The sequence below is a fragment of the Curtobacterium sp. YC1 genome (genome assembly GCF_016267665.1).
In the GTDB taxonomy this organism is placed as follows: Bacteria; Actinomycetota; Actinomycetes; order Actinomycetales; family Microbacteriaceae; genus Curtobacterium.
The window spans coordinates 3119563-3145320 of the sequence record NZ_CP066341.1; the positions used below are offsets into that span (position 1 = coordinate 3119563).

The 25758-nt window shown below is 73.1% G+C and carries 25 protein-coding genes; 16 read left to right on the forward strand and 9 right to left on the reverse strand.

The genetic code is table 11. From position 1 onward, the window contains the following. The first annotated feature begins 313 nt into the window (after positions 1-313). From I8920_RS14745 to I8920_RS14770, 6 genes are all read left to right on the forward strand, one after another. Positions 314-1156: a spermidine synthase gene (locus I8920_RS14745; RefSeq protein ID WP_198657015.1), complete on the forward strand. Its 843-nt coding sequence runs from the start codon at positions 314-316 to the stop codon at positions 1154-1156. A 94-nt stretch (positions 1157-1250) separates the two neighbouring features. Continuing rightward, positions 1251-2033: a DUF4064 domain-containing protein gene (locus I8920_RS14750; protein WP_198657016.1), complete on the forward strand. Its 783-nt coding sequence runs from the start codon at positions 1251-1253 to the stop codon at positions 2031-2033. A gap of 115 nt (positions 2034-2148) precedes the next feature. Then, positions 2149-2979, forward strand: a complete 831-nt coding sequence (locus tag I8920_RS14755) for a hypothetical protein (RefSeq protein ID WP_198657017.1) — start codon at positions 2149-2151, stop codon at positions 2977-2979. Beyond that, on the forward strand, positions 2976-3467 hold the full coding sequence (locus tag I8920_RS14760) for a SprT-like domain-containing protein (protein ID WP_198657018.1): 492 nt from the start codon (positions 2976-2978) through the stop codon (positions 3465-3467). The genes I8920_RS14755 and I8920_RS14760 overlap by 4 nt, the downstream gene beginning before the upstream one ends. Positions 3468-3514: 47 nt before the next feature. Beyond that, complete coding sequence (locus I8920_RS14765; protein WP_198657019.1) at positions 3515-4210, forward strand: CGNR zinc finger domain-containing protein; 696 nt, start codon at positions 3515-3517, stop codon at positions 4208-4210. Between the two features lie 380 nt (positions 4211-4590). Next, the gene (locus I8920_RS14770; protein ID WP_198657020.1) at positions 4591-5850 is read left to right on the forward strand and encodes an Nramp family divalent metal transporter; all 1260 of its coding nucleotides are present in this window, start codon (positions 4591-4593) and stop codon (positions 5848-5850) included. Between the two features lie 55 nt (positions 5851-5905). Here I8920_RS14770 and I8920_RS14775 read toward each other — a convergent pair whose 3' ends face one another. Continuing rightward, positions 5906-6208: a DUF427 domain-containing protein gene (locus I8920_RS14775; RefSeq protein ID WP_198657021.1), complete on the reverse strand. Its 303-nt coding sequence runs from the start codon at positions 6206-6208 to the stop codon at positions 5906-5908. A 42-nt stretch (positions 6209-6250) separates the two neighbouring features. Further along, entirely contained in the window at positions 6251-6856 is a 606-nt protein-coding gene (locus I8920_RS14780; RefSeq protein ID WP_225558237.1) for a hypothetical protein, read from the reverse strand. Between the two features lie 90 nt (positions 6857-6946). Here I8920_RS14780 and I8920_RS14785 point away from each other — a divergent pair, with 90 nt between their 5' ends. From I8920_RS14785 to I8920_RS14800, 4 genes are all read left to right on the forward strand, one after another. After that, positions 6947-7585, forward strand: a complete 639-nt coding sequence (locus I8920_RS14785) for a GNAT family N-acetyltransferase (RefSeq protein WP_198657022.1) — start codon at positions 6947-6949, stop codon at positions 7583-7585. A 57-nt stretch (positions 7586-7642) separates the two neighbouring features. Beyond that, the gene (locus I8920_RS14790; RefSeq protein ID WP_198657023.1) at positions 7643-8125 is read left to right on the forward strand and encodes a hypothetical protein; all 483 of its coding nucleotides are present in this window, start codon (positions 7643-7645) and stop codon (positions 8123-8125) included. A gap of 131 nt (positions 8126-8256) precedes the next feature. Further along, positions 8257-8829, forward strand: coding sequence for a DUF1684 domain-containing protein (locus tag I8920_RS14795; RefSeq protein WP_198658785.1), 573 nt, complete (start codon positions 8257-8259; stop codon positions 8827-8829). 10 nt (positions 8830-8839) lie between these two features. Then, entirely contained in the window at positions 8840-9199 is a 360-nt protein-coding gene (locus I8920_RS14800; protein WP_225558240.1) for a GntR family transcriptional regulator, read from the forward strand. A 40-nt stretch (positions 9200-9239) separates the two neighbouring features. Here the strand turns inward: I8920_RS14800 and I8920_RS14805 are convergent, their stop codons facing one another. Then, on the reverse strand, positions 9240-10073 hold the full coding sequence (locus I8920_RS14805; RefSeq protein ID WP_198657025.1) for an endo alpha-1,4 polygalactosaminidase: 834 nt from the start codon (positions 10071-10073) through the stop codon (positions 9240-9242). A 288-nt stretch (positions 10074-10361) separates the two neighbouring features. On the opposite strand from I8920_RS14805, the gene I8920_RS14810 reads away from it, so the two are divergent. Together I8920_RS14810 and I8920_RS14815 are read left to right on the forward strand one after the other, a co-directional pair. Beyond that, positions 10362-11978 carry a DEAD/DEAH box helicase gene (locus tag I8920_RS14810; RefSeq protein ID WP_198657026.1) on the forward strand — a complete coding sequence of 539 codons (1617 nt, stop codon included), beginning with the start codon at positions 10362-10364 and terminating at the stop codon, positions 11976-11978. A 138-nt stretch (positions 11979-12116) separates the two neighbouring features. Further along, a complete protein-coding gene (locus I8920_RS14815) occupies positions 12117-12323 on the forward strand; it encodes a CsbD family protein (protein WP_198657027.1) in 207 nt (68 codons plus the stop codon). 101 nt (positions 12324-12424) lie between these two features. Here I8920_RS14815 and I8920_RS14820 read toward each other — a convergent pair whose 3' ends face one another. Together I8920_RS14820 and I8920_RS14825 are read right to left on the reverse strand one after the other, a co-directional pair. Next, complete coding sequence (locus I8920_RS14820; protein WP_198657028.1) at positions 12425-12973, reverse strand: NUDIX hydrolase family protein; 549 nt, start codon at positions 12971-12973, stop codon at positions 12425-12427. Positions 12974-13125: 152 nt separating this feature from the next. Beyond that, positions 13126-13752: a PadR family transcriptional regulator gene (locus tag I8920_RS14825; protein WP_225558242.1), complete on the reverse strand. Its 627-nt coding sequence runs from the start codon at positions 13750-13752 to the stop codon at positions 13126-13128. Between the two features lie 168 nt (positions 13753-13920). On the opposite strand from I8920_RS14825, the gene I8920_RS14830 reads away from it, so the two are divergent. Next, on the forward strand, positions 13921-18687 hold the full coding sequence (locus tag I8920_RS14830) for an ATP-dependent helicase (RefSeq protein WP_198657030.1): 4767 nt from the start codon (positions 13921-13923) through the stop codon (positions 18685-18687). 50 nt (positions 18688-18737) lie between these two features. Then, a complete protein-coding gene (locus I8920_RS14835; RefSeq protein ID WP_198657031.1) occupies positions 18738-19517 on the forward strand; it encodes an Fpg/Nei family DNA glycosylase in 780 nt (259 codons plus the stop codon). Positions 19518-19530: 13 nt separating this feature from the next. On the opposite strand, the gene I8920_RS14840 is transcribed toward I8920_RS14835, so the two are convergent. Next, complete coding sequence (locus I8920_RS14840) at positions 19531-20565, reverse strand: aldo/keto reductase (protein WP_198657032.1); 1035 nt, start codon at positions 20563-20565, stop codon at positions 19531-19533. A gap of 113 nt (positions 20566-20678) precedes the next feature. Here I8920_RS14840 and I8920_RS14845 point away from each other — a divergent pair, with 113 nt between their 5' ends. Continuing rightward, on the forward strand, positions 20679-21224 hold the full coding sequence (locus I8920_RS14845; protein WP_232832758.1) for a TetR/AcrR family transcriptional regulator: 546 nt from the start codon (positions 20679-20681) through the stop codon (positions 21222-21224). Between the two features lie 19 nt (positions 21225-21243). Here the strand turns inward: I8920_RS14845 and I8920_RS14850 are convergent, their stop codons facing one another. Beyond that, on the reverse strand, positions 21244-22152 hold the full coding sequence (locus tag I8920_RS14850) for a LysR family transcriptional regulator ArgP (protein ID WP_198657034.1): 909 nt from the start codon (positions 22150-22152) through the stop codon (positions 21244-21246). Positions 22153-22221: 69 nt separating this feature from the next. On the opposite strand from I8920_RS14850, the gene I8920_RS14855 reads away from it, so the two are divergent. Continuing rightward, positions 22222-23013: a LysE/ArgO family amino acid transporter gene (locus tag I8920_RS14855; RefSeq protein ID WP_198657035.1), complete on the forward strand. Its 792-nt coding sequence runs from the start codon at positions 22222-22224 to the stop codon at positions 23011-23013. 125 nt (positions 23014-23138) lie between these two features. Here the strand turns inward: I8920_RS14855 and I8920_RS14860 are convergent, their stop codons facing one another. Together I8920_RS14860 and I8920_RS14865 are read right to left on the reverse strand one after the other, a co-directional pair. Next, positions 23139-24614 carry an APC family permease gene (locus tag I8920_RS14860; RefSeq protein ID WP_198657036.1) on the reverse strand — a complete coding sequence of 492 codons (1476 nt, stop codon included), beginning with the start codon at positions 24612-24614 and terminating at the stop codon, positions 23139-23141. 256 nt (positions 24615-24870) lie between these two features. Continuing rightward, entirely contained in the window at positions 24871-25743 is an 873-nt protein-coding gene (locus I8920_RS14865) for a hypothetical protein (protein WP_198657037.1), read from the reverse strand. Positions 25744-25758: the final 15 nt, after the last annotated feature.

Genomic DNA, 25758 nt, shown 5'->3' on the forward strand with positions numbered 1-25758 from the left:
CTGCGGCAGCTGGGCAGTGGCACTCGGCGCTGGGTGCGGTGCGGTCGTCGGTCACCACGGACGGGTGGCCGGAGGGGCGGCGCGCAGCAGCACGCCGGCGGCGCGCACGCTCGAGCGGTGGGGGTCGCTCACGGGCACGTCGCGGTCCCGCTGTCCCGGCGGACGCGTGCCGCGTGGGGCACGGCGCGCATCGACGCCGGACGGCGGGACGACTGCGTCGAGGGTACGGAACGAGTCTCCACGTCCACTGGAGGTCCATGTGTTCGCATGCACCGCGGTGCGGGCGGCGCGCGCGGTGGTGTTCGATTGACCCATGGCAGATGCGTTCGACGGCTTCCGGATCGGTGCGGGGCACGCGGTGGTCGAGGCGGACCGGCACCGTCCGGGGTCGTTCACCCTGGTGGTCGACGGCACGCCGCAGTCGCACGTCGACCTCGAGGACCCGACGCACCTGGCGTTCGAGTACATCCGGCGGATCGGGCACGCGATCGACCTGCTGCCCGAGGGCCCGGTCACCGCGCTCCACCTGGGGGCCGGCGCCCTGACGCTGCCCCGGTACGTCGCCGTGACCCGGCCGGGCTCGCGCCAGCAGGTGGTCGAGCTCGAACGGGACCTGGTCGAACACGTCCGCGAGGTCCTGCCGTTCCCCCGCGGCGCATCGATCCGCGTGCGGTACGGCGACGCACGCGAGGTCCTCGGCAAGCTGCCCGGCGGACTCCGCGGCACGGTGGACCTGGCGGTCGTCGACGTCTTCGGCGGCTCGCAGATCCCCGCCCACGTGACGAGCGTCGAGTTCTACCGCGAGGTCGCCGCGTTCCTGTCGCCGACCGGGATCCTGGCCGTGAACGTGGCCGACGGCGCCGGGCTGGCGTTCGCCCGGGGCCAGGCGTCGACCCTGCAGTCGGTGCTGCCCTCGGTCGCGGCCGTCGCCGACACCGGGATGCTCAAGGGCCGTCGGTTCGGGAACATCGTGCTGCTCGGGTCGCCGACGGACCTGCCGGTCGCGGAGATGCCGCGGCGCTACTCGTCGGACCCGATGCCGGCGAAGGTCGTGCACGGCGCCGAGCTGCGGTCGTTCATCGCCGGGGCACCGATCGTCACCGACCAGACCGCGGTGGCGTCCCCCGAGCCGAACCGGAGCGTGTTCGGCGGCTGACCGGGTGTGGCGCCAGCCTGAACACGCTCCGGAGCCGGCTGCCAGGATGGGCTGAACGACCGCGCAGGTGCGCGACCGAGCGATGGGAACCCTGATGACGAACGACGACCGGAACGACCAGGACCGGACGGGCGACGGCCAGGCGCCGCGATGGGGCGAGGCCCCGCAGCAGCGGCCCGACGCCGACGCCCCGCGGTACGGCGAGCGGGTGGACCCGACGCCGACCTCGACGCCGCAGTACGGCGAGCAGTACGGCCAGGGTCAGCAGCAGTACGGGCAGCAGCAGCAGCCGTACGGCCAACAGCACGGCGACCACCAGGGGCAGTACGGGCAGCCGTCGAGCACGCCGAGCTGGAACGACCAGCAGCGCCACGACCACGACCGGCACGACGGCCACGACCAGCAGCCGTACGCCGCCGCGGGCTCCGCGCACGCCGGTGCTCCGGCGTGGCAGCAGCACGACGAGCCGAAGCCCAAGAAGAAGAAGACCGTCGGCGTCATCGCCTTCGTGCTCGGCCTGCTCGCGCTCGTCCTCGGCGTCGTCGGTGGGTACATCCTGGGCTCCGCGATCAGCAGCAGCGGGGTCGTCGACCAGCTCACGCAGAACGGATCGACGACCCTCACCCCCGATCAGATGCAGAACGAGGTCATGAGCGACCCCGAGGTCCGTTCGCAGCTCCTCGGTGGATTCGCCGTGATCGGCATCGCCGCAGTGCTCGGCCTCTGGGCACTCGTGCAGGGCATCATCGCCGCGGTGACCAAGCGCGGTCGCGGGTGGGGCATCTTCGCGATCGTCCTGGCCGTCGTCGCGACCATCGCGACCTTCGTCACCTACGTCGGCGTCGCCGCTGCCGCCGCCATGGGCGCCAACTCCTGACCGATCCCCCGGACGGCCCGTCGTGCTCCGGCACGGCGGGCCGTCCGTCGTTCCGGGGCAACCCTGAGCGCGTCGCACCGACCGCTCCCGGGAGACCGCGGCTACCCTCGAACCGATGTCCCTCCCGCCCGACGACCGCCAGCAGCCCGACCCGTCCGACCGATCCCGCGAACCGCGCCACGCGTCTCCCGTGACGGCCGGGGTCAGCCCGGGCAGCACCTTCGCGCCCATCAGCCTGCGACCCGCGGTCGACGTCGACGCCGTGCACCAGCGGCTCCGCGACCTCGGCCAGAGCCGCAGCACCGACGCCCTCGCCGAGCGCGCCGAGCTCCTCCGTCTGCTCGGTCGACTGGACGAGTCGCTCGTCGTCGCCGAGGAGGTCTTCCGCCTCGCGATGTTCACCGGGGAGCGCCAGGACAAGGTGGCCGCCCGCATCCGCCGCGCGCACGTCCTGCACGACCTCGGTCGACACGACCGCGCCGCCGCCGAGGCCGCGATGGCCCGGGACACCGCCGCGACCGAGGAGTGGCCCGAGCTCGAGGGCGCCGCCGCCGAGATCGAGGGCTGGTCGCTGTTCGAGAACGACCGCTTCGAGGAGGCCCGCGCCGCACTGTCGCGGGCGTACCAGGCGTTCCGGCAGGCCGGTGCACCGTCGGAGCGGACCGATGCGCTCCGCACCGCCGTCGAGGCCGCGATGCGTGCTGCCATCACGAGCCCGGCCGACACCGCCGACAAGCCGCGGACCGCCCGCGAGGTCGCCGCACGGCGCGCCGACGACGAGGAACCGACGACCCGTGTCGCCGAACCGGTCAAGCAGGTGCCGCCGGTCCGCCGCCGCGTGCTGGGCGCCCCGGACGCCGCGCGCACCGAGGCCGACGACATCTGGGGCCGGATCGCGGCCCGGGCAGCGAAGAAGGGGCAGGCCGACCCCCGCGCCGAGCAGTGACGGCGCTCGAGACCGTTCGCCTGCGCGCCGAGGAGCTCATCGCCGAGCACCTGGGCAGCGGCACGTGGTCGTTCGGCTTCGACCACGCCAAGACCCGCGCGGGGCAGTGCGACTTCGCCCGGCGACGCATCACGGTGAGTCGCCACCTGGCCACCCGGTTCTCGGACGCCGACGTCGAGCAGGTCCTGCTGCACGAGGTCGCACACGCACTGGCCGGGGCTCGCGCAGGGCACGGCCCGGCCTGGAAGCGGACCGCGTCGGCGATCGGCTACACGGGGTCGCGACTGCACGACGGTCCGATCGCCAGCGAGCTCGCGCCCTGGATCGGCACCTGCCCGGCGGGCCACGAGCACTTCCGGTACCGCACCCCGACGCGGCAGCTCGCCTGCGCCCGGTGCTCCCGCCGCTTCGATGCGCGCAACGTGATCGCCTGGCGCCGACGCACGGCCGCCGACGACGTGGCCACGCTGTCGTCGACTACCGCATGAGGAGCTCGCCGCTCGGAGGCGCGCCGGTGAGCCGTTAGCCTGGGCGGATGCACACGGGGCAGCACATCCGCACGGACGCCGGTTCCACCTGGTTCTTCGACGCCGGACGGATCGCGCTCGACTTCGCGCACACGGGTGGCTTCGCGGACGACGCCGCCGGACGACGCCCCCGGTCGCAGCTCGGCGAGCTGCTCGCGAGCCCGGCCGACCTGGACGAGTGGCTGAGCGAGCACACCGAGCCGATCGACGTCGGCGCCAGCGCCCGGGAGCTGCAGGACGCCCGAGCCCTGCGCGCGGCGATCGCCCGGCTCGCCGTCGCGGCGGCGCCCGCGCCGGCGAGCACGGCGGCGGACCGCACGGCGGTCGCGGCGGGCCTGCGTGCCGGAGCCGGCCGGACGCGCCCCGCGCCCGACGACATCGACACCGTCAACCTGTTCGCCGCCCTGCCGGACGTGCCCCCGAGCCTCCCGGGTGGCCGCCGCCGCGCCGGGGCGAACCGCGTCCGCCTGGCCCAGGCGCTGTCGAGCGTCGCGCGCGACGCGGTCGCGCTCTTCACCGAGGTCGGCTTCGACGACGTCGAGGCCGACGGGCGCCCCACCCGGCTGAGCCGCTGCTCGGCCGACGACTGCGGGCTCGTGTTCTACGACTCCTCACGGGGCGGCACACGCCGCTGGTGCTCCATGCAGCGGTGCGGGAACCGCGCCAAGGTGCGCGCGCACCGCGCCCGTCGCTCCGCGGCGTGAGCAGGAGCTGACGCCTGCCCGGCGTGATCCGGCGGCGTCCGCGACACCCCACCCACCTCGGCTGAGCGGTCACCGACCGTCGCCCGTCGGCGTCGCAGCCGTCAGGTCGTGACCACCCGACGCCGAGCACGCGACGAGTCGCGACCGCCCCACCGCACGAGAGGCGCGTGGCGGCGCCGCCCCGGGCCTCCCGTCCGCGCTCCGCGAGCGGTCACGACAACCCGCTCACCTTCGCCGAGCGGTCGCGGACCGTCGGCCGGCGGCTCCGCAGCCGACCGATCGCGACCACTCGAGGCACGCACCCGCGCATGTCGGCCAGGCGGCGCAAAGGACACGAAGAAAAAGATTCGGCGTGCCGAATCCTCTGGCAGGATCAGTGCATGACCGACACTGCCACCAGCCGGCTCGACGAGCACTCACCCGGTGCCCCGCGTCGTCGCGCAGCCGGCTTGACGCTGCTCGGACCGGCCTTCGTGGCGGCCATCGCCTACGTCGACCCGGGCAACGTCGCCGCCAACCTGACCGCGGGCGCCGAGCACGGGTACCTGCTGCTCTGGGTGCTCGTCGCCGCGAACGCCAGTGCCGTCGTCGTGCAGTACCTGTCCGCCAAGCTCGGCGTCGTGACGGGGCGGTCACTGCCGGAGCACCTGGGCCTGCGGATGCGCCGCACCCCGCGCCTGCTGTTCTGGGGGCAGGCGGAGATCGTGGCCGCGGCGACCGACATCGCCGAGGTGATCGGCGGCGCACTGGCCCTGCACCTGCTCTTCGGCCTGCCCCTGGTGGCCGGCGGGGTCATCACCGGAGTGGTGTCGATGCTCCTGCTCACCCTGCACAGTCGCCGGGGCACGCGCCTGTTCGAGACCGTCGTCACGGCGATGCTCGCGATCCTGACCGTCGGCTTCTGCGCCGGACTGCTGTTCGCCCGGGTGTCACCGGCCGACCTGGTCGCCGGGCTCGTGCCGCGGTTCGAGGGCGCCGGGTCGGTGCTGCTCGCCGCCTCGATGCTCGGCGCGACCGTGATGCCGCACGCGGTCTACCTGCACTCGGCGCTGGCCCGCGACCGGCACGGTGACGTGCCCGCCGGACCGGAGCGTCGTCGCGTGCTGGTCGCGACGCGGTGGGACGTCGCCCTCGCCCTGGTCGTCGCCGGCGGCGTGAACATCGCGATGCTCGTGCTGGCGGCGGCGACCCTGCCGGGCGTCGAGGGCACGGACTCGATCCCGGGTGCGCAGCGCGCGATCGCCGAGAACGTCGGCCCCGTCGTCGGGGTGCTCTTCGCGGTGGGGCTGCTGGCGTCCGGCCTGGCCTCGACCTCGGTCGGCTGCATGGCCGGCGCCGAGATCATGAAGGGGTTGCTGCACGTGCGGATCCCGCTGGTGGCCCGTCGGGCGATCACCCTGGTGCCCGCCGTCGTGCTGCTCGCGCTGAACGCCGACGCGACGATGCTGCTCGTGGTGAGCCAGGTGGTGCTGAGCTTCGGGATCGCCTTCGCCATCGTGCCGCTGGTGGTCTACACCTCGCGCCGGAGCGTCATGGGGGCGGACGTGAACGCCGCGACCACCCGCGTGGTGGCGTGGGTGATCGCGGCGGTCATCGTGACGCTCAACGTCGCACTGGTCGTGCTCACCCTGACCGGGTGAGTCCGGGCCGGGTGAGCCCGGGCCGGGTGAGCCCGGATCGGATGAGCCCGGATCGTCAGTCGACGACCTTGACGTCCTTCCAGAACGCGACGTAGCCCGAGTAGTCCTTGCCGACGCGGTCGAACGACGACGGGATCGGCGTCGGGTACGACCACGCGCGGTCCGGCAGCGCCTGCCCGTCCACGTTCACCGTGAAGTACTGGGTGTCGCCCTTCCACGGGCAGTGGTACTGGGTGGGGCTCTCGGTGAAGAGCTCGGTCTTCACGCTCGACGGCGGGAAGTACCAGTTGCCCTCGATCTTGATGAGGTCCTCTTCCGGGGCCTCTGCGATCACCGTGTCGCCGACGACTGCCTTCATGGCGTTGCTCCTTCGCTCGCTGGTTGCGTGACGACCGGAACGCTACGCGCGCTCCCCCGATTCCCGCAGGACGGGCAGGTCGGGCCCTGCGGCGAGCGCCGCGTGCACGTCGTCGCGGGACAGGGCGGCCGCGCCCTCGCATGCGCTGACAAGGTGCTTCACCGCGCGGCGCAGACCCGTGTACGCCGCACAGGCCGCAGCGGCCTCAGGCGAGGTGTGGTCGATCCCGGCCTCGGTCAACGCGTCGACGACGGCTCCGGCCGCGAGCAGGTCCTCGACGGCGAAGTCGGGTGCGTCCGGGACGTCGACCGACTCGCCCGCCGCCTCGGCAGCGTCGTCGTGGACCGCGCCGTGGTGCAGCCCGGCAGCGACGATCGCGACGACGCACCGGTCGCCGCGCGCGGCCTGGAGGCCCGTCACCCGTTCCGCGACCGCCGCCGCGTTGCCGAGGTGGCCGAGCACGACCTCCGGACCCGCCGGCAGCTGCGCGGTCACCGTCCGCAGCGCGCGCCGCTGCGCGGTGGCGTCGGCGGTGGCCGGGAGGACGTCGACCCAGACGAGCAGGTGGGCGCCGTGCGCGATGCGGCTCGCACCCCCGATCCCCCACGCGAACCGGACCTGGTACTGCTCCTGGGTGCGTTCTGCCACGTCCGTCACGATAGCCGCCCGGTGATGCTGTCCCTCTCCACAGGGTCGGCGTCCGACCGGGCTCCACCAGGGTCGGCGACCCTAGGATGCATGTCCATGGAGATCGCCCCCGTACCCACCCTGACCGGCGACCGTGTGACCCTCGAGCCCCTCGAGCAGGAGCACGCGGACGACCTGCGGGCGGTGGTCGCGGACGGCGATCTCTGGCGCACCTGGTACACCTCGGTGCCCGCCCCGGCGCAGGTCGAGGCCGAGATCGACCGCCGGCTCGCCGAGCACGAGGCCGGCCGGATGGTGCCGTTCGCGGTCCGGGACCGGCCGACCGGCCGTGTCGTGGGGGCGACGACGTTCATGAACCTCGACCCGGGCAACCGGCACGTCGAGATCGGGCACACGTTCCTGGCTCGGTCGGCGCAGCGCTCGGGCATCAACACCGAGGCGAAGCTCCTCATGCTCTCGCACGCGTTCGAGGCGTGGCAGTGCATCGCGGTCGAGTTCCGCACGCACTGGCACAACCAGCAGTCGCGGGCCGCGATCGCGGGACTCGGCGCGAAGCAGGACGGCGTGCTCCGGAACCACGCGATCGGGCGCGACGGCACGCTCCGCGACACCGTGGTGTTCTCGATCATCGCGTCGGAGTGGCCGACCGTGCGGCTCTCGCTGGCCGAGCGGCTGCGGCGGCACGACCGCGCCGAGGGCTCGCGCCGTCGGTCCGCCCGGCACGCCTGACCCGTCGGCTCGCCGCGCACCGGGCCACGTGCAGCGCCCGGGCGTAGCGTCGGGGACATGCACGTCGGCCTCCGGATCGTCCTCGATGCGCCGGTCGACGCCGTGCGCGATGCCCTGCTGTCCCCGTCCGTCATGGTCGCGGTAACGAAGCCGTTCCTGGCGTACCGCTCGCGCGACCCCCGGGGGTTCCCCGACCGGTGGGAACCGGGACACCCGCACCCGATCACCGCGAAGGCGCTCGGGGTGCTGCCGAGCGGGGACACGCACGTCGACCTCGACCTGTACGAGGTCGAGGGGGTCCCGGTGCAGCGCGACAACGGCGGTGGCACCTCGGGGCTGTTCGGCCGCATGACGATGTCGCACCGGATGGCGGTCGTCCCGGCGCCGGGTGGCCGCACCCTGCTGCTCGACCGCCTGACCTACCGGATGCGTCCCGCCGTGCTCGGCCTCGCGCTCTGGCCCGGCATGTGGGTCATCTGGCAGTGGCGGGCGTTCCGGATGCGTGCTCTCGCGCCCACCTGGCGGACCGACGGCGCGTGACCGACGCGGGTCGGGCCTCCCGTCCGCCGCGCAGCGGGCGTAGCCTCGACGACGTGAGCCAGACGCGCCCCCAGGAGCCGACGACCGACGACCGCGTGCGCGGCACGCTCGCGACCGTGGATTGGCGTCGGATGACGTTCGATCTGTACCGGCGCGTGCGCGCCACCCCCGATCCCGAGACGGCGCACGCGCTGTGGCGGGAGACCCGCGACGCGATGTTCGCGGAGCACCCGGCGTCGCCGCTGCTCGACGAGGACGCCCGTGACTTCGAGTCCCTGCCCGTCCCGGACTACGACCCGGCCTGGCGGTTCCAGCTGCCCGTCGAACCGACCGAGCCCGCTGAGTTCGACTTCGAGACCGGCACCGACGGGATCGTCCACTTCGACCGACTCGGCGTCGTCGCGGTGCCCGGCGTCGGGACCCTGGACGTCTGGTCGCACGGCGGGTACGCGGGCGGCGTGTTCGTCCCGGTGAAGGACGCCAGCGCCGGCAAGGCCCGGGGCACCTACGGCGGCGGACGCTACCTGCTCGACACGATCAAGGGCGCAGACCTGGGCGGCGACGACGGCGGATCGCTCGTGCTCGACTTCAACTTCGCGTACAACCCGTCGTGCGCCTACGACCCCGCGTGGGCGTGCCCGCTCGCGCCTCCGGGCAACACCGTGCCGGTCCCGATCCCGGTCGGCGAGCAGTACGACTTCTAGGGTGGACCGCATGACAGGACTCGTCGCCCTCGACGCCGGTGGCCGCGTGCCGCCGTTCGAGCAGGTCCGTTCGCAGATCGCGGCGCAGATCACCGCCGGCTACCTGGTGGACGGCGAGCGGCTGCCGAGCGTGCGGGGCCTGGCGGACGAGCTCGGGCTCGCCGCGGGGACCGTCGCGAAGGCCTACCAGCTGCTCGAGGAGGCCGGACTCGTGCACACCGCCCGTGGTGCCGGCACGCGTGTGGTGCGCCCGGCCGAGGTGCCGGACGCCGTGGCCGACGCCGCACGGGCCCTGGCCGCCGCGGCACGCTCGGCCGGACTGTCCGCCGACCAGGCGGCGACCGCGTTGCGCGAGGCCTGGCCGGCGTAGCCGCACGGCGGCCGCGCGCCGCGCGTGCAGCCGCGGGTGCTCAGCAGCGCTCGTAGACGTACTCGTCGTCGCTCGGCGCCACCAGGTCGCGGTCGCGCAGGATGGTCATGGCCGGACGGCTCTTCAGCGTGCAGACCGACCCCCACGAGCGCTCGAGGGTGTCGGAGTACTCGACGTCGATGACCCGCCCGCCGTACGCCTTCGTGTACGCCGCGCACTCCCGGTACTGCACGCACTCCTCGGCGACGACGAAGTCGAACCCGGTCTGCTTGCGGCCCGACGCCCCGAGCTGCGGCGTGTTCTTCTGCCCGACCGCCATGCCGTGCCGGTGCCCCTTGGCGACGAGCGACTTCGCGAGCGCCAGGTTGCCGGCGCGGGTGAGGCGCCCGCCGCTGCGGGTCCACGAGTCGAGGTTGTCGAACTCGACCGCGTCGAACCCGCGGTCACCGCACCGGGCGACGGTCTTCGCGATGACCTTCGTGATGAGGGCGCGCTTGGCGGCCGTCCTGGTGTCCAGGAGCATCTCGTCGGGCCAGCCCGGGTCGGCCACCGGCTTGCCGGCCCGGTCGCGCAGGATCGCCGACGGGTAGGACTTCTTCCACGTGCGGGCGGACCCGGGCTGCGTCTGGAAGCCGTTGACGTAGCAGATGTTGTACTTGCCCTTCGCCGGCTTCGCGGTGCTGTCCCGCTCGACGATCGTCACGCCGGACGGCGGCGTGTACGCGCCACCGAGCTGGTAGTCGAACCGACCGGAGGTGGGCAGGTTCGTGTAGCCCGCGGCCCGGGCGGTCGTCGCGGCCTCGGCGCAGCCGGCGGTGCCGAGGACCGCCACCAGGGCCATCGCAGTGGTCATGAGGACGGTTCGTGTGCGCACCCGGGAATCCTCGCACGCGCACGGGTTCGCCGGTGGCCTCGGTGATCCGGGGTCCGCGCGCTATGCTGGTGGTACTCGAGGCGCCGATCGCCTCGTGCGTCGTACGGACGCCCCCGAACTCCCGACCACCCGTCCCCGGACCCCGGTCGATGATCGAGCACCTCACGAAGGTGCCCAGGCTTCTCTGCTGCGGCGACTGCGCCAGCCACCTCCGTTGGCGCGCATCCCGCCCGCGCGCTGCCTTGCACGTGCGCCCACAGCCGGACCGTTCCGGCTCGAAAGGTCACCATGACCACCGAAGACATCCGTTTCTCCGACCTCGGCGTCCCCGCGCCGATGGTCTCCGTCCTCGCCGACCAGGGCAAGGACACGGCGTTCCCCATCCAGGCGGACACGCTCCCCGACTCCCTGCAGGGCAAGGACGTGCTCGGCCGCGGCCGCACCGGCTCCGGCAAGACGATCGCGTTCGCGATCCCGCTGGCCGCCCGCCTCGCCGCCAGCGGCCGCAAGCGCCGCGCCGGTCGCCCCCGGGCCCTGGTGCTCGCCCCCACCCGTGAGCTCGCGACACAGATCGACGCGACCCTCGCTCCCCTCGCCAAGGCGATGGGCCTGAACACGACGACCATCTTCGGCGGTGTCGGCCAGGGCCGTCAGGTCGACGCACTGCGCGGTGGCGTCGACGTCGTCGTCGCGTGCCCGGGTCGCCTCGCGGACCTCATGCAGCAGGGCCACGTGAACCTCGGCGACATCGAGGTCACCGTCCTCGACGAGGCCGACCACATGGCCGACATGGGCTTCCTGCCCGGTGTCACCAAGATCATGCAGGCGACGCCGGAGCAGGGGCAGCGCCTGCTGTTCTCGGCCACGCTCGACAACGGCGTGGACAAGCTCGTCAAGAAGTTCCTGCACAACCCGGTCATGCACTCGGTCGACGACGAGACCAGTCCCGTCGAGGCGATGACCCACCACCTGTTCGAGGTGGCCGACGCCGACGCCAAGAAGCAGCTCGTCACCACGCTCGCCTCGGGCACCGGTCGCCGCATCCTGTTCATGCGCACGAAGCACCACGCCAAGCGACTCGCCAAGCAGCTCACCAGCCAGGGCATCCCGGCCGTCGACCTGCAGGGCAACCTGTCGCAGGGCGCCCGTGAGCGGAACCTGGCGAAGTTCTCGTCCGGCGAGGCCCTGGTGCTCGTCGCCACCGACGTCGCCGCCCGCGGTGTGCACGTCGACCACGTCGAGCTCGTCGTGCACGTCGACCCGCCGACCGAGCACAAGGCGTACCTGCACCGCTCGGGCCGCACCGCCCGCGCCGGTTCGTCCGGCGACGTCGTCACGGTGACGATGCCCGCCGAGCGCCGCGACGTCGCGCAGATGATGCGCGCGGCCGCGATCAAGGTCACCCCGCAGCACGTCACCTCGAACTCGCCGGCCGTCACCGCGCTCGTCGGCGAGGTCGCCCCGATCCGTCACGTCGCCGAGGACCAGCCCGCGCAGCAGCAGCGTCAGCCGAAGCAGCGCTCGGCCGAGTCCGCCGGTGACGGCGCCGGTCGTCGTCGTGGTCGCGGCGGTCGATCGGGAGGCGCGGCGCAGCCCGCGCGCGCCGGCTCGGCATCCGAGTCCGCCGGTTCGGCCGGTGGCCGTCAGGGCCGTCCGGCTCGCGGCACGCGTTCCGAGGGTGCCGGGCGCTCCGGCGCCGCGGCAGCCGGATCGACCGGGGGTCGCCGCAGCGGCGGCGCCCGTCGCTCGGGCAGCAGCGACGTCGTGCGCGGCGGCTCGTCGGCCGTGTGGTCGTCCGACGGCGGCTACGCCGCGGGTCGTGGGACCGGCACCGAGTCCGGCGGTGGCCGTCGTGGCGGCTCGCGCCGCGCCTCCCGTCCGGCCGGCGCCGCCGACCGCCACTGACGCCGGTCCGTGCTCGGCCGCACAGGGGCAACCTTGACGGCGGCTGGGGACGGGGACGCCGACGGGCGTACGGTCTGGGGCACCGGAGGCCGCGCGAGCGGCTGACGGGGAACACGTCCCCTTCAGGAAGGAGTGCCCATGGCAGGCATCGATGACATCAAGAACGCCGCTGAGAAGGCGGCAGGCAAGGTCAAGGAAGCCGTCGGGAACACGACCGACAACGACCGCCTGAAGGCCGAGGGCAAGACCGACCAGGGCAAGGCCTCGGCGAAGCAGGGCGTCACGGACGTCAAGGACGCCGCGCACGGCGTCGCCGACAGCTTCAAGGACGACAACAAGCACTGAAGCCGGTTCGCGACCGCGCTGCGGAGCCCCCGGATCCGATCGGATCCGGGGGCTTCGTCGTGTGCGGGTCGCGCCCGCCGAACCGGGGGACGGCCCTGCGGCTAGTGGAGCGCCCCGACCGAGGCGAGTCCGGCGCGCAGCAGTGCGCCGCGGCCGCCCTCCATCTCGTCGGCGACGGCGTCGGACGCGGCCTCCATCGGGCTCATCCACGTGAGCTCGAGGGCGTCCTGCCGCGGCTCGCACGTGCCCGTGACCGGGACGACGTACGCGAGGGAGATCGCGTGCTGCCGCTCGTCGGTGTACACCGAGGCACCGGGTAGCGGGAAGTACTCGGCCACCGTGAAGGGCGTCGGGCTCGGCGGGAGCTGCGGGAAGGCCATCGGACCGAGGTCCTTCTCGAGGTGCCGGAACAGCGCGGTCCGGATCGACTCGCCGAACATGACACGGCCGGACACCAGGGTGCGTGCGATGGAGCCGCTCGGGGAGACCCGGAGGAGCACACCGACCTCGGTCACGACGCCGAGGCCGTCGGTGCGGACCGGCACCGCCTCGACGTAGCAGATCGGCAGACGCCGGCGGACGTTCGCGAGTTCCTCGTCGGACAGCCAGCCGGAGTCGGGGTCGGGATCGGGGGTGCGCAGCGAGGCCATGCTCCGTGTCTACCAGGGACGGCGGCGAGTTCGGCGGAAGCCGCGGGGCTGTGGACGGTCGACGGCGTCCACAGGACCGGTGCGGAGGAGCGGGACCCGGCCGCGGGGCGGACGGGAGGCACGTGGCGGGCTCGCGCCGCGCCTCCTGTCCGCTAGTCGGCGAGGATCTGCAGCAGGTCCTTACGGAGCTGGTCGACCTTGGCGGTGGCGGCCTTCGCCTGTTCCTCGGTCGCGGTGGTGCGGTACATCTGCAGGACACCCATGGTCTTGCGGAGCGCCTCGAAGAACTCGCGCTGGGCGTCCGGGATGCCGGGGGCACCGTCGAGGGCCGCCGCGATCTCGTCGGCCTTGTCCTCGGTCTCGGCCTTGCCGGCGTCGGTGAGCTCGAAGAGCGTCTTGCGGCCGTCGCCCGACGAGACCACCAGGTCTTCGTCGACGAGCTGCTGGAGCGTCGGGTAGACCGAGCCGGGGCTCGGCTTCCAGGCGCCACCGGTGCGCTCGGCGATGGTCTTGATGACGGCGTAGCCGTTCTGCGGGCCCTCGGCGAGGAGACCGAGGATGGCGAGGCGGACGTCGCCGCGGCGGCGGCGTTCGCGGCCGAAGCCGGGTCCGCCGAAGCCGGGTCCGAAGCCGGGGCCGAAGCCACGGCCGCCGAAGCCCCGCCCGCCGTGGTCGTGGTCACCGCGGTCGCGGCCGGGGAACCCGGCGCCGTGGTGCTGTCGGGCACCGCCGAAGCGGGGGCCGCGCGGGTGGCGGCCGGTGTCGTGATCGTCGTGCATGGGGCGCATGGTGCGTCCTTCCTGGGTGTGATCGGTCGCTACCGCTCCGACCTGAGTGGTCTTCGTCGTATCGCGATGTGTTTACGATAGATCGGTAACTGACATCGTGTCAAGGGGTACCGCTCCCTCGGCCTGCTGTCGGTGGTGACGGGCAGGATGGGACGGACCATGACGGACGTCTTCGAGCGCTTCTCCCCCGCCACCACCGAGTGGTTCCGCGGTGCGTTCGACGCCCCGACGCCCGCGCAGGCCGGAGCGTGGGACGCGATCTCGACCGGACGGCACGCTCTCGTCATCGCTCCGACCGGCTCGGGCAAGACGTTGGCGTCGTTCCTGTGGTCCATCGACCGGCTGATCAGCGCGACGGACCGGCCCCCGGCCAAGCAGCGCACGCGCGTGCTCTACGTCTCACCGCTCAAGGCGCTGGGCGTCGACGTCGAGCGCAACCTGCGGAGCCCGCTCGTCGGGATCACCCAGACCGCGCGGCGGCTCGGCACCGAACCCCCGGACGTCACGGTCGGTGTGCGCAGCGGCGACACCCCGTCGTCCGACCGGCAGAAGCTGCTGCGGCAGCCGCCGGACATCCTCATCACCACGCCCGAGTCGCTGTACCTCATGCTGACCTCGCAGGCGCGCGAGACCCTGGTGAACGTCGACACCGTCATCGTCGACGAGGTCCACGCGGTCGCCTCCACCAAGCGCGGGGCGCACCTGGCGGTCTCGCTCGAACGACTCGACGACCTGCTCGAGAAGCCCGTGCAGCGCATCGGCCTGTCGGCGACGGTCCGCCCCCCGGAAGAGGTCGCGCGGTTCCTCGGCGGTCGTGCGCCCGTGTCGATCATCGCGCCGCCCGCGCAGAAGACCTTCGACCTGCGGGTCGTCGTGCCCGTCGACGACATGACCGAGCTCGGGGCGCCCCCGGTCGGCGCCGACGCCACCGAGTCCCCGACCAACGGGTCGATCTGGCCCCACGTCGAGGAACGGGTCGTCGACCTGATCGAGGAACACCGGTCGACGATCGTGTTCGCGAACTCGCGACGGCTGGCCGAGCGGTTGACCGCGCGGCTCAACGAGATCCACGAGGAGCGCGTCACCGCGGCGGCGAGTGACGGCGTCCTGGTGCCGGCGGGCGTCGCCCCGGACGGCTCCGAGGCGCTCGCCACGTCGGGCCGACCGCAGTTGCCGGCACGGACCAGCGCGCACGCCGTCGCGCCGCAGGGCGCCAAGCGGCCGCCGGCGCAGCTGATCGGTGGATTTGGGCAGACCGGCGGGGGCGGGTCCGACGCGTCGGTCCCGGTGCTCGCCCGGGCGCACCACGGGTCGGTCTCCAAGGACCAGCGCGCGATCATCGAGGACGACCTGAAGTCCGGACGGCTGCGGTGCGTCGTCGCCACGAGCTCGCTCGAGCTCGGCATCGACATGGGCGAGGTCGACCTGGTCGTGCAGGTCGAGGCGCCGCCCTCGGTCGCGAGTGGCCTGCAGCGGGTCGGTCGCGCCGGACACCAGGTCGGCGAGATCTCGCGCGGCGTGCTGTTCCCGAAGCACCGCGCGGACCTGGTCAACAGCGCCGTCACGGTCGAGCGGATGGTCGCGGGACAGATCGAGTCGATCTCGGTGCCCGCGAACCCGCTCGACGTCCTGGCGCAGCACACGGTCGCGGCCGGTGCCATCGACACGATCGACGTCGAGCACTGGTTCGAGCTCGTCCGCCGCAGTGCTCCGTTCAGCGGGCTGCCCCGATCGGCGTTCGAGGCCACGCTCGACCTGGTCACCGGCAGGTACCCGAGCGACGAGTTCGCCGAGCTCCGGCCACGCCTGGTGTGGGACCGCGTGCACGGCACCCTGACCGGGCGTCCGGGTGCGCAGCGCCTCGCCGTCACGAGCGGTGGGACGATCCCCGACCGCGGCATGTTCGGTGTCTTCATGGTCGGCGAGAAGGCCAGTCGCGTCGGTGAACTCGACGAGGAGATGGTCTACGAGTCCCGCGTCGGCGACGTCTTCGCGCTCGGTGCCACGAGTTGGCGCATCGAGGAGATCACGCACGACCGCGTCATCGTCAGCCCGGCCTTCGGACAGCCCGGACGCGTGCCGTTCTGGAAGGGCGACGGCATCGGGCGGCCGGCCGAGCTCGGACGCGCGACGGGCGCCTTCGTGCGCGAGGTCGAGGGCGCCTCGGACGACGACGCCCGCGCCCGGGTCGCCGCCGGCGGACTCGACGAGCGAGCGGTCACGAACCTGCTGACGTTCCTGCGCGACCAGCGCGCGGCCACCGGGCACGTGCCGAACGACACCACCCTGGTGGTCGAGCGCTTCCGCGACGAGCTCGGTGACTGGCGGCTCATCCTGCACTCGCCCTACGGCATGCAGGTGCACGCACCGTGGGCCCTGGCCGTCGCCGCACGACTGCGCGAACGGCACGGCATCGACGGGGACGCCATGGCGGCTGACGACGGCATCGTCGTCAGGATCCCGGAGACCGACGCCGAGCCACCCGGGGCCGACCTGTTCGTGTTCGAGCGCGACGACCTCGAGGCCCTGGTGACCGACGAGGTCGGCGGTTCGGCCCTGTTCGCCGCCCGGTTCCGCGAGTGCGCGGCGCGTGCCCTGCTGCTGCCCCGCCGGAACCCCGGGCAGCGGTCGCCCCTGTGGCAGCAGCGGCAGCGTGCCTCGCAGCTGCTCGAGGTCGCGCAGAAGTACCCGACGTTCCCGATCGTGCTCGAGACCGTGCGCGAGGTGCTGCAGGACGTCTACGACGTACCGGCACTGCTCGGCATCGCCGACGAGATCGCCGGCCGCCGCATCCGCCTCGTCGAGACCGAGACCGAGACGCCGTCGCCGTTCGCGCGGTCGATCCTGTTCGGCTACGTCGCGGCCTTCATGTACGAGGGCGACTCCCCGCTCGCCGAACGCCGTGCGGCGGCACTCTCGCTCGACTCCACCCTGCTCAGCGAGCTGCTCGGCCGCGCGGAACTGCGCGAACTGCTCGACCCCGCCGTCATCGTCTCGGTCGAACGCGACCTGCAGCGCCTGTCGCCGGACCGCCGTGCACGGGACGCCGAGGGACTGGTCGACGTGCTGCGGCTCGTCGGCGCCGTGGACCTGGACGAGGCACTCGACCGCAGCTGGCTGGCGGCGACCGCGGTCGACGACGACACCCGGGCGACCGCCCGAGCCGAGCTGTCCGACGTGCTCACCGCCCTCGAGCGCGACCGCCGGGTGCTGTCCTTCTCGCACGCCGGGGCGACCCGCTGGGCCGTCATCGAGGACGCCGCCCGCCTGCGCGACGCCCTCGGGGTACCGCTGCCGATCGGTGTGCCCACTGCGTTCGTCGAGCCCGTCGCCGATCCGCTCGGCGACCTGATCGGACGCTACGCCCGGTCGCACGGGCCGTTCTCGGCGCAGGAGGCCGCCGGGCGCCTCGGCCTCGGCATCGCCGTCGTGCAGGACACCCTGCGCCGGCTCGTCGCCGACCGCCGCGTGGTCGAGGGCGAGTTCCGCCCCGACCGGCAGGGGGCCGAGTGGTGCGACAGCGAGGTCCTGCGGCGGATCCGCACGAAGTCCCTCGCGGCCCTGCGGCACGAGGTCGAACCGGTGTCCCCGGACACCCTCGCGCGCTTCCTGCCCGCGTGGCAGCACGTCCAGGCGCCCGGCACCCGCGGTGGGCTGCGGGGCGTCGACGGCGTGCTGCAGGTGATCGACCAGCTCGCCGGGGTCGCCCTGCCCGCCAGCGCGTGGGAGACCCTGGTGCTGCCGTCGCGCGTGACCGACTACTCGACGAGCATGCTCGACGAGCTCACCGCCACCGGCGAGGTCCTGTGGTCCGGTGGCGGGACCCTGCCCGGCAACGACGGATGGGTCCGCCTGCACCTGGCCGAGAGCGCCGCGACGACGCTCGCCGAGCCCTCCGGCGACGAGACGACCGAGCTGCAGCGTGACGTGCTCGGCGCCCTCGCCGGCGGCGGCGCGTACTTCTTCCGGCAGCTCGGCCAGGCGGTCGGCAGCTCGGACGACCAGGCCCTGACCACCGCCCTGTGGGACCTGGTGTGGGCCGGGCAGATCACGAACGACACGTTCGCGCCGCTCCGGTCGATGCTCGGCGGCAAGGCGAAGAGCGCGAGCGCGCCTCGGGCACGAGCCTACCGCGGACGCCGGCGGCCGACGATGCCGACGCAGTCCGGTCCGCCGTCGGTCGGTGGGCGGTGGTCGCTCCTGCCGCTCGCCGAGTCCGACTCGACCGTGCGGGCCGCAGCGACCGCCGAACAGTTGCTGGAACGGTACGGCGTCGTGACCCGCGGGGCCGTGCAGGTCGAGGGGGTCCGCGGCGGGTTCGCCGGGGTCTACCGGGTGCTCTCCCGGTTCGAGGAGTCCGGCCGTGCGCGCCGCGGGTACTTCGTCGAGGGGCTCGGCGCCGCGCAGTTCGCCACCGGTCCGACCGTCGACCGCCTGCGCACCTACGCACGCGACCTGGACGAGGACGAGCGCGCCGACCCGGACCGCAAGCGCGAGGCCCTGACGCTCGCCGCGACCGACCCGGCCAACCCGTACGGGGCGTCCCTGGCGTGGCCGACCGGTGACGACGGCGACGCCGACGACGGAGCTGCGGACGAGACGGCGACCCCCGCTGCCGTCGGTGCCGCGAAGACCACGGGCCGCGGGCACCGACCGGGCCGCAAGGCGGGTGCGCTCGTCACCACCGTCGACGGCCGCCTGACGGTCTACGTCGAGCGCGGCGGCAAGTCCGTGCTCACCTTCACCGACGACCCGGCCGACCTGGCGGCAGCCGCGGCCTCGATCGCCGGCACCGTCCGGACCGGCCTGCGGAAGCTCTCGGTCGAGCGGGTCGACGGCGACTTCGTGCTCGAGACGCCGCTCGGCGGCGCGCTCCGCGAGGCCGGGTTCACCGCCACCCCGCAGGGACTGCGGCTCCGTGTGTGAGCCGCGCCGCGCCTCCCGGCCGGTCCGCGACCGCCTGCCGGAGGTGACCCGTGCCTGAGGGCGACACCGTCTACCGGGCTGCACGCCGCCTGCACACCGCCCTGGCGGGCAAGGTCCTGACGACGAGCGACTTCCGGGTCCCGGCGTTCGCGACCCTCGACCTGGTCGGTCGCACCGTCGACGAGGTCGTGCCCCGCGGCAAGCACCTGCTGCACCGCATCGGCGACCTGACCGTGCACTCACACCTGAAGATGGAGGGCCGGTGGGACGTCTACGCGCCCGGTGACCGGTGGCGTCGTCCGGCGCACCAGGCGCGGGCGGTCCTGGACGCCGAGGGGGTCTCGACCGTCGGGTTCACGCTCGGCGTGCTCGAGGTCATCCCGCGCGACCAGGAGTCCGAGGTCGTCGGACACCTCGGGCCGGACCTGCTCGGCCCGGACTGGGACGCCGACCTCGCCCTGGAGAACCTGACCCGCGACCCGTCCCGCCCGGTCGGGCTCGCACTGCTCGACCAGCGGGTGCTCGCCGGCCTCGGCAACGTGTACCGGAACGAGCTCTGCTTCCTGCGCGGGGTGCTCCCCACCCGGCCGGTGGGCGAGGTGCGGGACCCGGCCCGGATGATCACGATGGCGCAGCGGTTGATCGTGGCGAACCGGGACCGCAGCGCCCGGGTCACGACCGGTGTCGACCGGCCGGGCTCGCGCTTCTGGGTCTACAACCGCCGCGGCAAGCCCTGTCTGCGGTGCCGGACGCCCATCCGGCACGGGGAGCTCGGTGACTCGGAGCTCACGCTGCGCGACACCTACTGGTGCCCGCGCTGCCAGACGTAGGGCCTCGGACGGATCAGGCCGCCGGGCGGTCGGCCTGGGTGCGGCGACGGAGCGTGGCGTCGAGGACGGCCGGCGGGTCGTACTGCTGGTCGAGCCGGCCGACGTCGGTGCCGGGCGGGACGATGGCGTCGATGCGGTCGAGCACCTCGTCCGACAGCACCGTGTCCGCCCCGGCCAGCAGGTCGTCGAGCTGCTCCATCGACCGCGGCCCGATCAGGGCGCTCGTGACGCCCGGGTGCGCGATCGCGAACGCCATCGCGAGGTGGGTCATCCGGACACCCGTCTCCTCGGACAGGGCGACGACCTGCTCGACGGCGTCGATCCGGCGCTCGTCGCTGTTGTGCCGGAACATCTGCACGCGAGCCAGGTCGGACTGCTGCCCCTTGCGGAAGCGCCCGGTGAGCATGCCGCCGGCGAGCGGGCTCCAGACGAGCGTGCCCATGCCGTACCGCTGCGCCACGGGCAGGACCTCGCGCTCGATGCCGCGGTTGAGGATCGAGTAGGTCGGCTGCTCGGTCCGGAAGCGCTCGAGACCGCGACGTTCCGAGGTCCACTGCGCCTCGACCTGCATCGAGGCCGGGAAGTCCGAGGACCCGATCGCGCGCACCTTGCCGCTGCGCACGAGGTCGGTGAGGGCGGAGAGGGTCTCCTCGAGGTCGACCGTGTCGTCCGGTCGGTGCGCCTGGTACAGGTCGATGTGGTCGGTCTGCAGGCGTCGGAGTGAGTCCTCGACCGCGGTCGTGATCCAGCGGCGCGAGTTGCCCCGACGGTTCGGGTCGTCACCCATCGGTCCGTTGAACTTGGTCGCGAGGACCACGTCGTCGCGGCGCCCCTTGAGGGCCTTGCCGACGAGGATCTCGGAACCGCCCTGCGAGTAGCGGTCTGCGGTGTCGATGATGTTGATGCCGGCGTCCAGCGCACGGTGCACGATCCGGATCGAGTCCTGCTCGTCCCCGTTGCCGATGCGACCGTCGGTGCCGAGCATCATCGCTCCGAGCGCGAAGGGGCTGACCTGGATGCCGGTGCGTCCGAGTGTGCGGTAGTGCATGTTCGTGCCTCCTGTCGATGGCGGTCCACGGGTCCGTGCCGTACGCTGGCCGAAGTGGAACGCTCTTCCGGAACTATACGGAACAGTTTTCCGTTTACGCAAGAGGAGATACTTTGCGCGCTGACGCCCGCCGCAACGCCGACGCCCTGACCGACGCCGCGAAGGCGGTCTTCGCCGACGACGGCGTCGACGCACCGGCGAAGGTGATCGCCGACCGCGCCGGCGTCGGAGTCGGGACGCTCTACCGGCACTTCCCGCAGCGGTCCGACCTGGTGGTCGCGGTCTTCCAGCGCGCGGTGGACGCCTGCGCCGACGCCGCCGACGAACTCGCGGCGACCCACGCGCCGGACGAGGCCCTGGCGCTCTGGCTGCAGCGCTTCACGGAGTTCATCGCGACGAAGCGCGGACTCGCGGCCGCGCTGCACTCCGGCGATCCCGCCTTCGAGGCGCTCCCCGAGTACTTCCTCGGTCGGCTCGGGGGCGCGCTGAGTGGCCTGCTCGACGCCGCGGCGCAGGCGGGGACGATCCGCCCGGACGTCGACGCCCCGCAGCTCCTGCACGCGGTGGCGAACCTGTGCCACGGCGCCCCGACCCCGGAGCAGAGCCTGCTCATGGTCGGCCTGCTCGTCGACGGGCTCCGCTACCGCGCCACCGTCTGAGCCACGGTCGGTCCGGTGGTCACCGCGGTGGGTGCAGCCGCTCCGCCGCCGTGGCACGCACGGCATCGGTGACGCACTCGAGCAGCGGTGACGCCAGGTTCCAGCGCTGCCACCAGAGCGCGACGTCGGCGTGCCGGCCCGGCGCGAGTTCGACCAGGACGCCGCGGTCGATCGCCTCGAGGCACTGCGCCTCGGGCAACAGCCCCCAGCCGAACCCGAGCGTCACCGCCCGGGCGAAGTCCGCCGACGTCGGGACGAAGTGGCGTGGCCCACCGGGAGCGTGCCCGAGGACCTGGCGCAGGTACCCCTGCTGCAGGTCGTCGTCGCGGTCGTAGTCGACGAGCGGGACCTCGTCGAGCCGCCGGAGCATCCGACGTTCGGTGCCGGTGCCGTCGAGGTAGCGCGCGACGAACGCCGGGGACGCCACGGCGCGGTACCGGTCGATCCCGAGCGGCACGGACGAGCACCCCTGCACCGGGTCCGCCTCGGCCGTCACCGCCGCCATCACCGTGCCCGCGCGCAGGAGCTCCGCGGTGCGGTCCTGGTCCTCGCGGTGCAGGTCGAAGACCACCTCGGCGTCGGCCCGGACCAGCGCGAGAGCGTCGAGGAACCAGGTGCCGAGCGAGTCGGCGTTCACGGCCAGCGGGATCGAGGGCACGGCCGGTCCGTCGTCGCCGAGGGCACTCGAGGTCTCCTCGTCGAGCAACCGTACCTGCCGTGCGTGCCGGAGGACGACCTCGCCGTCGGCGGTGGGTCGCACCGGGGTCGTGCGCTGGAGCAGCACCCGCCCGACCTGCTGCTCCATCGACTTGATGCGCTGCGACACCGCGGACGGGGTGATCGACAGCGCGCGGGCCGCGGCGTCGAGGGTGCCGTGGTCGACCGCCGCGAGCAGCGTCTCGAGGTGTTCGCGCTGGAACCGGGGCATGCAGCGCAGCTTACGGTGCTGCAGGAACCTGAGCTGTACTGCATGTGGGCCGGCCTCTAGCGTCGGAGCGTGACCATACTCCTGCCCCTGCTCTCCGGCCTCGGCACCGGGCTCGCGCTGATCGTCGCGATCGGCGTGCAGAACACCTACCTGCTCCGGCTCGCCGTCAGCGCGGGACTCCGGGTGGTGGCGGCGGCGGTCGTGGTGTGTGCCGCCTCGGACGCCGCGCTCATCATCGCCGGGGTGCTCGGGGTCGGCGTCGTGGTCGAGCGGTTCCCCGCGGCCGTCGTGGTGATCCGGTTCGTCGGCGCGGCGTTCCTGCTCACGTACGGGGTGCTCGCCGCCAGGCGGGCGCTGCGGCCGGCCGGGGACGCGATGCGGGTGACGGACGAGGCGGCGGACGACGGGGTCGTGCGGACCACCACCGGGGCGACGGCTCCGGCGGACGACGGGGTCGTGCGGACCACCACCGGGGCGGCGGGGGCGGCGGACGACGGGCTCGCGCACGCGACCAGCGGCGCGACGGTCGCCGCGGGGCGGACGCGCACCGCGCCTCCCGGCCGCACGGTGACCATGCGCACGGCGGTGCTGACCATGCTCGTCTTCACGTGGGCGAACCCGCACGTGTACCTGGACACGCTCGTGTTCCTGGGTTCCGTCGCGAACCAGCAGGGGCCGGACGACCGCTGGCTGTGGACGATCGGGGCCGTCGCGGCGAGCTGCGTGTGGTTCTCGGCCCTCGGGTTCGGCGGCCGGTTGCTGCGGCCGCTGTTCGCGAAGCCGATGACCTGGCGGGTGTTCGACGGTCTGGTCGCCGTGGTGATGCTCGGCTTCGGGGCGCTGCTGCTCGTCGGCGCGTAGCCCCTCGCCAACAGCGGGGGAGCCCCGGAACAGCGGAGAACGATCCGGAGCAGTGCAGGCCCCCGGAACGGACACAGCACCGTGCGATCGCACGGTGCTGTGTCCGGAACGGATTCGGAGCGGGGCTACTGCATGCCCTGGCCGACGCGGCTGTGGCGGCGGCTGTACCCGAAGTAGATCGCGAAGCCGATGGCCAGCCAGACGACGAACCGCAGCCAGGTCTCGACCTCGAGGTTCAGCATGAGCCAGAAGCACAGCACGGCCGAGATGATCGGCAGCACCGGCGACCACGGCACCCGGAAGGCACGCGGGGCGTCCGGCCGCGAGCGGCGCAGCACGATGATCCCGATCGACACCAGGACGAACGCCGACAGCGTGCCGATGTTGATCATGCCCTCGAGCTTGTCGACCGCGGTGAAGCCGGCGAGCAGCGCCACGACGACCCCGGCGACGACCTGGACGCGCACCGGGGTCTGGGTCTTCGGGTTCGTCTTCGAGAACCAGCGCGGCAGCAGGCCGTCGCGGCTCATCGAGAACACGATGCGCGACAGACCGAGCAGCAGCACCATGACGACCGTGGTCAGGCCGATCAGGGAGCCGATGGCGATGATGCCGGCGGCCCACGGCAGCCCGACGATGTCGAATGCCGACGCCAGAGACGGCGCCTTCTCCTCTGCCAGGCGCTGGTAGGAGACCATGCCGGTGATGACGATGCTGACGCCGACGTAGAGCAGCGTCACGATGCCGAGCCCGATGAAGATGCCGCGGGGCAGGGTCTTCTGCGGGTTCTCGGTCTCCTCGGCGCTGGTCGCGACGACGTCGAAGCCGATGAACGCGAAGAACACCAGGGACGCCGCGGCGAGCAGGCCGAAGACGCCGTACTGGGCGGGCTCCGCACCGGTGAACCACGACACGAGCGACTGGGTCCACACGCTGCCCTCGGCACCCTTGGTGGGCTCGGCCGGCGGGATGAAGGGGGTGAAGTTCGCGGCCTTGACGAAGAACGCACCGGCGACGATGACGAACACGACGATCGCGACCTTGATGATCGTGATGACGGCCGACACCCGCGACGACAGACGGGTGCCGAACGCGAGCAGCACGGTGAAGATGCCGACGATGAGCACCGGGCCCCAGGTGAAGGGGATCGGGCCGAGCTGGATCGTGCTCGGCAGGGTCACGCCGAAGACGTCGAACGCGGTGCTGAGGTAGATGCCCCAGTACTTCGCGATCACGGCGCTGGCGGTGAGGGTCTCGAGGATGAGGTCCCACCCGACGATCCAGGCGAGCAGCTCGCCCATCGTGGCGTAGGTGAACGTGTAGGCCGAACCGGCGACGGGGATCGTCGACGCGAACTCGGCGTAGCACATGATCGCCAGGCCGCAGGTGACGGCGGCGAGCAGGAACGAGACGATGACGCCCGGTCCGGCGAAGTTCGCGGCGGCGTTCGCGCCCACCGAGAAGATGCCGGCACCGACGGCGACGGCGATGCCCATCGCGGCGATGTCGAACGTCTTGAGCGAGCGTTTCAGGGAGCGACCCTGCTCCTCGGAGTCGGCCAGTGAGGCCTCGATCGACTTGATGCGGATCTTGCTTGCCATGGGGTGGATCCCGTCATCGGCTGGCGGCGGACCTCGGAAGAGTACTGGTGTACCACCGCGTCACGCAAAGCGTCCGCCCGGACGGTGGTCCGGTCGGGTGCCGGACGGGAGGCGCGGTGCGGGTCCGGCGTGTGCCGCCCGTCCGGCGGCTGGGCGGGTCGGTGGGCTGCTGCTCGCGTCAGCGCGCTGCTGCTCGCGTCAGCGCGCTGCTGCTTGCGTCGGCGTGCGCTGCTCGCGTCGGCGCGCGCTGCGCGGGTCAGCGCGCTGCGCGCCAGTCCGCCAGGAACCGGGCGCCCGCCTCGTCGTGGATCACGCCGTCGGGAGCGGTGAGCACCGGGTACGGGGTCGCCGGCACACCGTCGGCCGGGCGGACGTCGACGTGCGCGACGTCGTGCCCGTTCGCGTGCAGCCAGTCCGCCATCGCGTAGTCGCTGCGGGAGTCCCCCACGGTGCGCCAGGTGACCGGGAGCGCACCGTCGTGCCCGAGGAGCTCGAGCGAGCGCTCGGCGCCGAGGTCCTTGCCGCTGCGGTCGGACTCCACGTCGGTCGAGATGATCGTGGGGTCGATGCGCCACTGCACCGCACCGTCGGCGTCGGGCCGGACGTCGTCGAGACGGCGGACACCGAGGCCCCGGCGCTCGAGCGCGGCCATCGCCTTCGCGTCGAACTCCGCCTGGCGGGCCAGGTAGGTGGCGTTCGGCACCTCGACGCGCTGCTCGATCGACACCATGGCGCGCTTCGTCTCGTCGAAGAACACCAGGTCGGCGTACTCGTCGCGGACGAGCTCGCGCATCTCGTCGGCGAAGTCGCGCGGGAGCGCCAGGTCGTCGGCGACGGTGAGCTCACCCATGCCGCCGTCGTACTGCGGGCCGATCGAGCACCAGACCGCGCCCTTCTCGCAGACCGCGTGCACCCGGCCGCCCTCGGCGAGACCGCCGGCGAGCAGCGGACCCACCACCTCGCTCCGGATGAACGCGTCGCTGCGTCCGGTGTTGAAGACGATCGGGATGCCCTCGGCGGCGAGCGCGACGAGGTCCGCCACGATGCTCGGGATCGCGATGGTGCGGGAGACGGGGCTCGCGATGGGCCCGTCGACGTCGAGCAGGAGGCCGAGACGAGGTGCGTTCACCCGCCCATCCTCTCG

Coding starts and splice junctions, on each gene's coding strand:
- I8920_RS14745 (WP_198657015.1), top strand. CDS start 314: ATGGCAGATGCGTTCGACGGCTTCCGGATCGGTGCGGGGCACGCGGTG.
- I8920_RS14750 (WP_198657016.1), top strand. CDS start 1,251: ATGACGAACGACGACCGGAACGACCAGGACCGGACGGGCGACGGCCAG.
- I8920_RS14755 (WP_198657017.1), top strand. CDS start 2,149: ATGTCCCTCCCGCCCGACGACCGCCAGCAGCCCGACCCGTCCGACCGA.
- I8920_RS14765 (WP_198657019.1), top strand. CDS start 3,515: ATGCACACGGGGCAGCACATCCGCACGGACGCCGGTTCCACCTGGTTC.
- I8920_RS14770 (WP_198657020.1), top strand. CDS start 4,591: ATGACCGACACTGCCACCAGCCGGCTCGACGAGCACTCACCCGGTGCC.
- I8920_RS14775 (WP_198657021.1), bottom strand. CDS start 6,208: ATGAAGGCAGTCGTCGGCGACACGGTGATCGCAGAGGCCCCGGAAGAG.
- I8920_RS14785 (WP_198657022.1), top strand. CDS start 6,947: ATGTCCATGGAGATCGCCCCCGTACCCACCCTGACCGGCGACCGTGTG.
- I8920_RS14790 (WP_198657023.1), top strand. CDS start 7,643: ATGCACGTCGGCCTCCGGATCGTCCTCGATGCGCCGGTCGACGCCGTG.
- I8920_RS14795 (WP_198658785.1), top strand. CDS start 8,257: ATGACGTTCGATCTGTACCGGCGCGTGCGCGCCACCCCCGATCCCGAG.
- I8920_RS14800 (WP_225558240.1), top strand. CDS start 8,840: ATGACAGGACTCGTCGCCCTCGACGCCGGTGGCCGCGTGCCGCCGTTC.
- I8920_RS14810 (WP_198657026.1), top strand. CDS start 10,362: ATGACCACCGAAGACATCCGTTTCTCCGACCTCGGCGTCCCCGCGCCG.
- I8920_RS14815 (WP_198657027.1), top strand. CDS start 12,117: ATGGCAGGCATCGATGACATCAAGAACGCCGCTGAGAAGGCGGCAGGC.
- I8920_RS14820 (WP_198657028.1), bottom strand. CDS start 12,973: ATGGCCTCGCTGCGCACCCCCGATCCCGACCCCGACTCCGGCTGGCTG.
- I8920_RS14825 (WP_225558242.1), bottom strand. CDS start 13,752: ATGCACGACGATCACGACACCGGCCGCCACCCGCGCGGCCCCCGCTTC.
- I8920_RS14830 (WP_198657030.1), top strand. CDS start 13,921: ATGACGGACGTCTTCGAGCGCTTCTCCCCCGCCACCACCGAGTGGTTC.
- I8920_RS14840 (WP_198657032.1), bottom strand. CDS start 20,565: ATGCACTACCGCACACTCGGACGCACCGGCATCCAGGTCAGCCCCTTC.
- I8920_RS14850 (WP_198657034.1), bottom strand. CDS start 22,152: ATGCCCCGGTTCCAGCGCGAACACCTCGAGACGCTGCTCGCGGCGGTC.
- I8920_RS14860 (WP_198657036.1), bottom strand. CDS start 24,614: ATGGCAAGCAAGATCCGCATCAAGTCGATCGAGGCCTCACTGGCCGAC.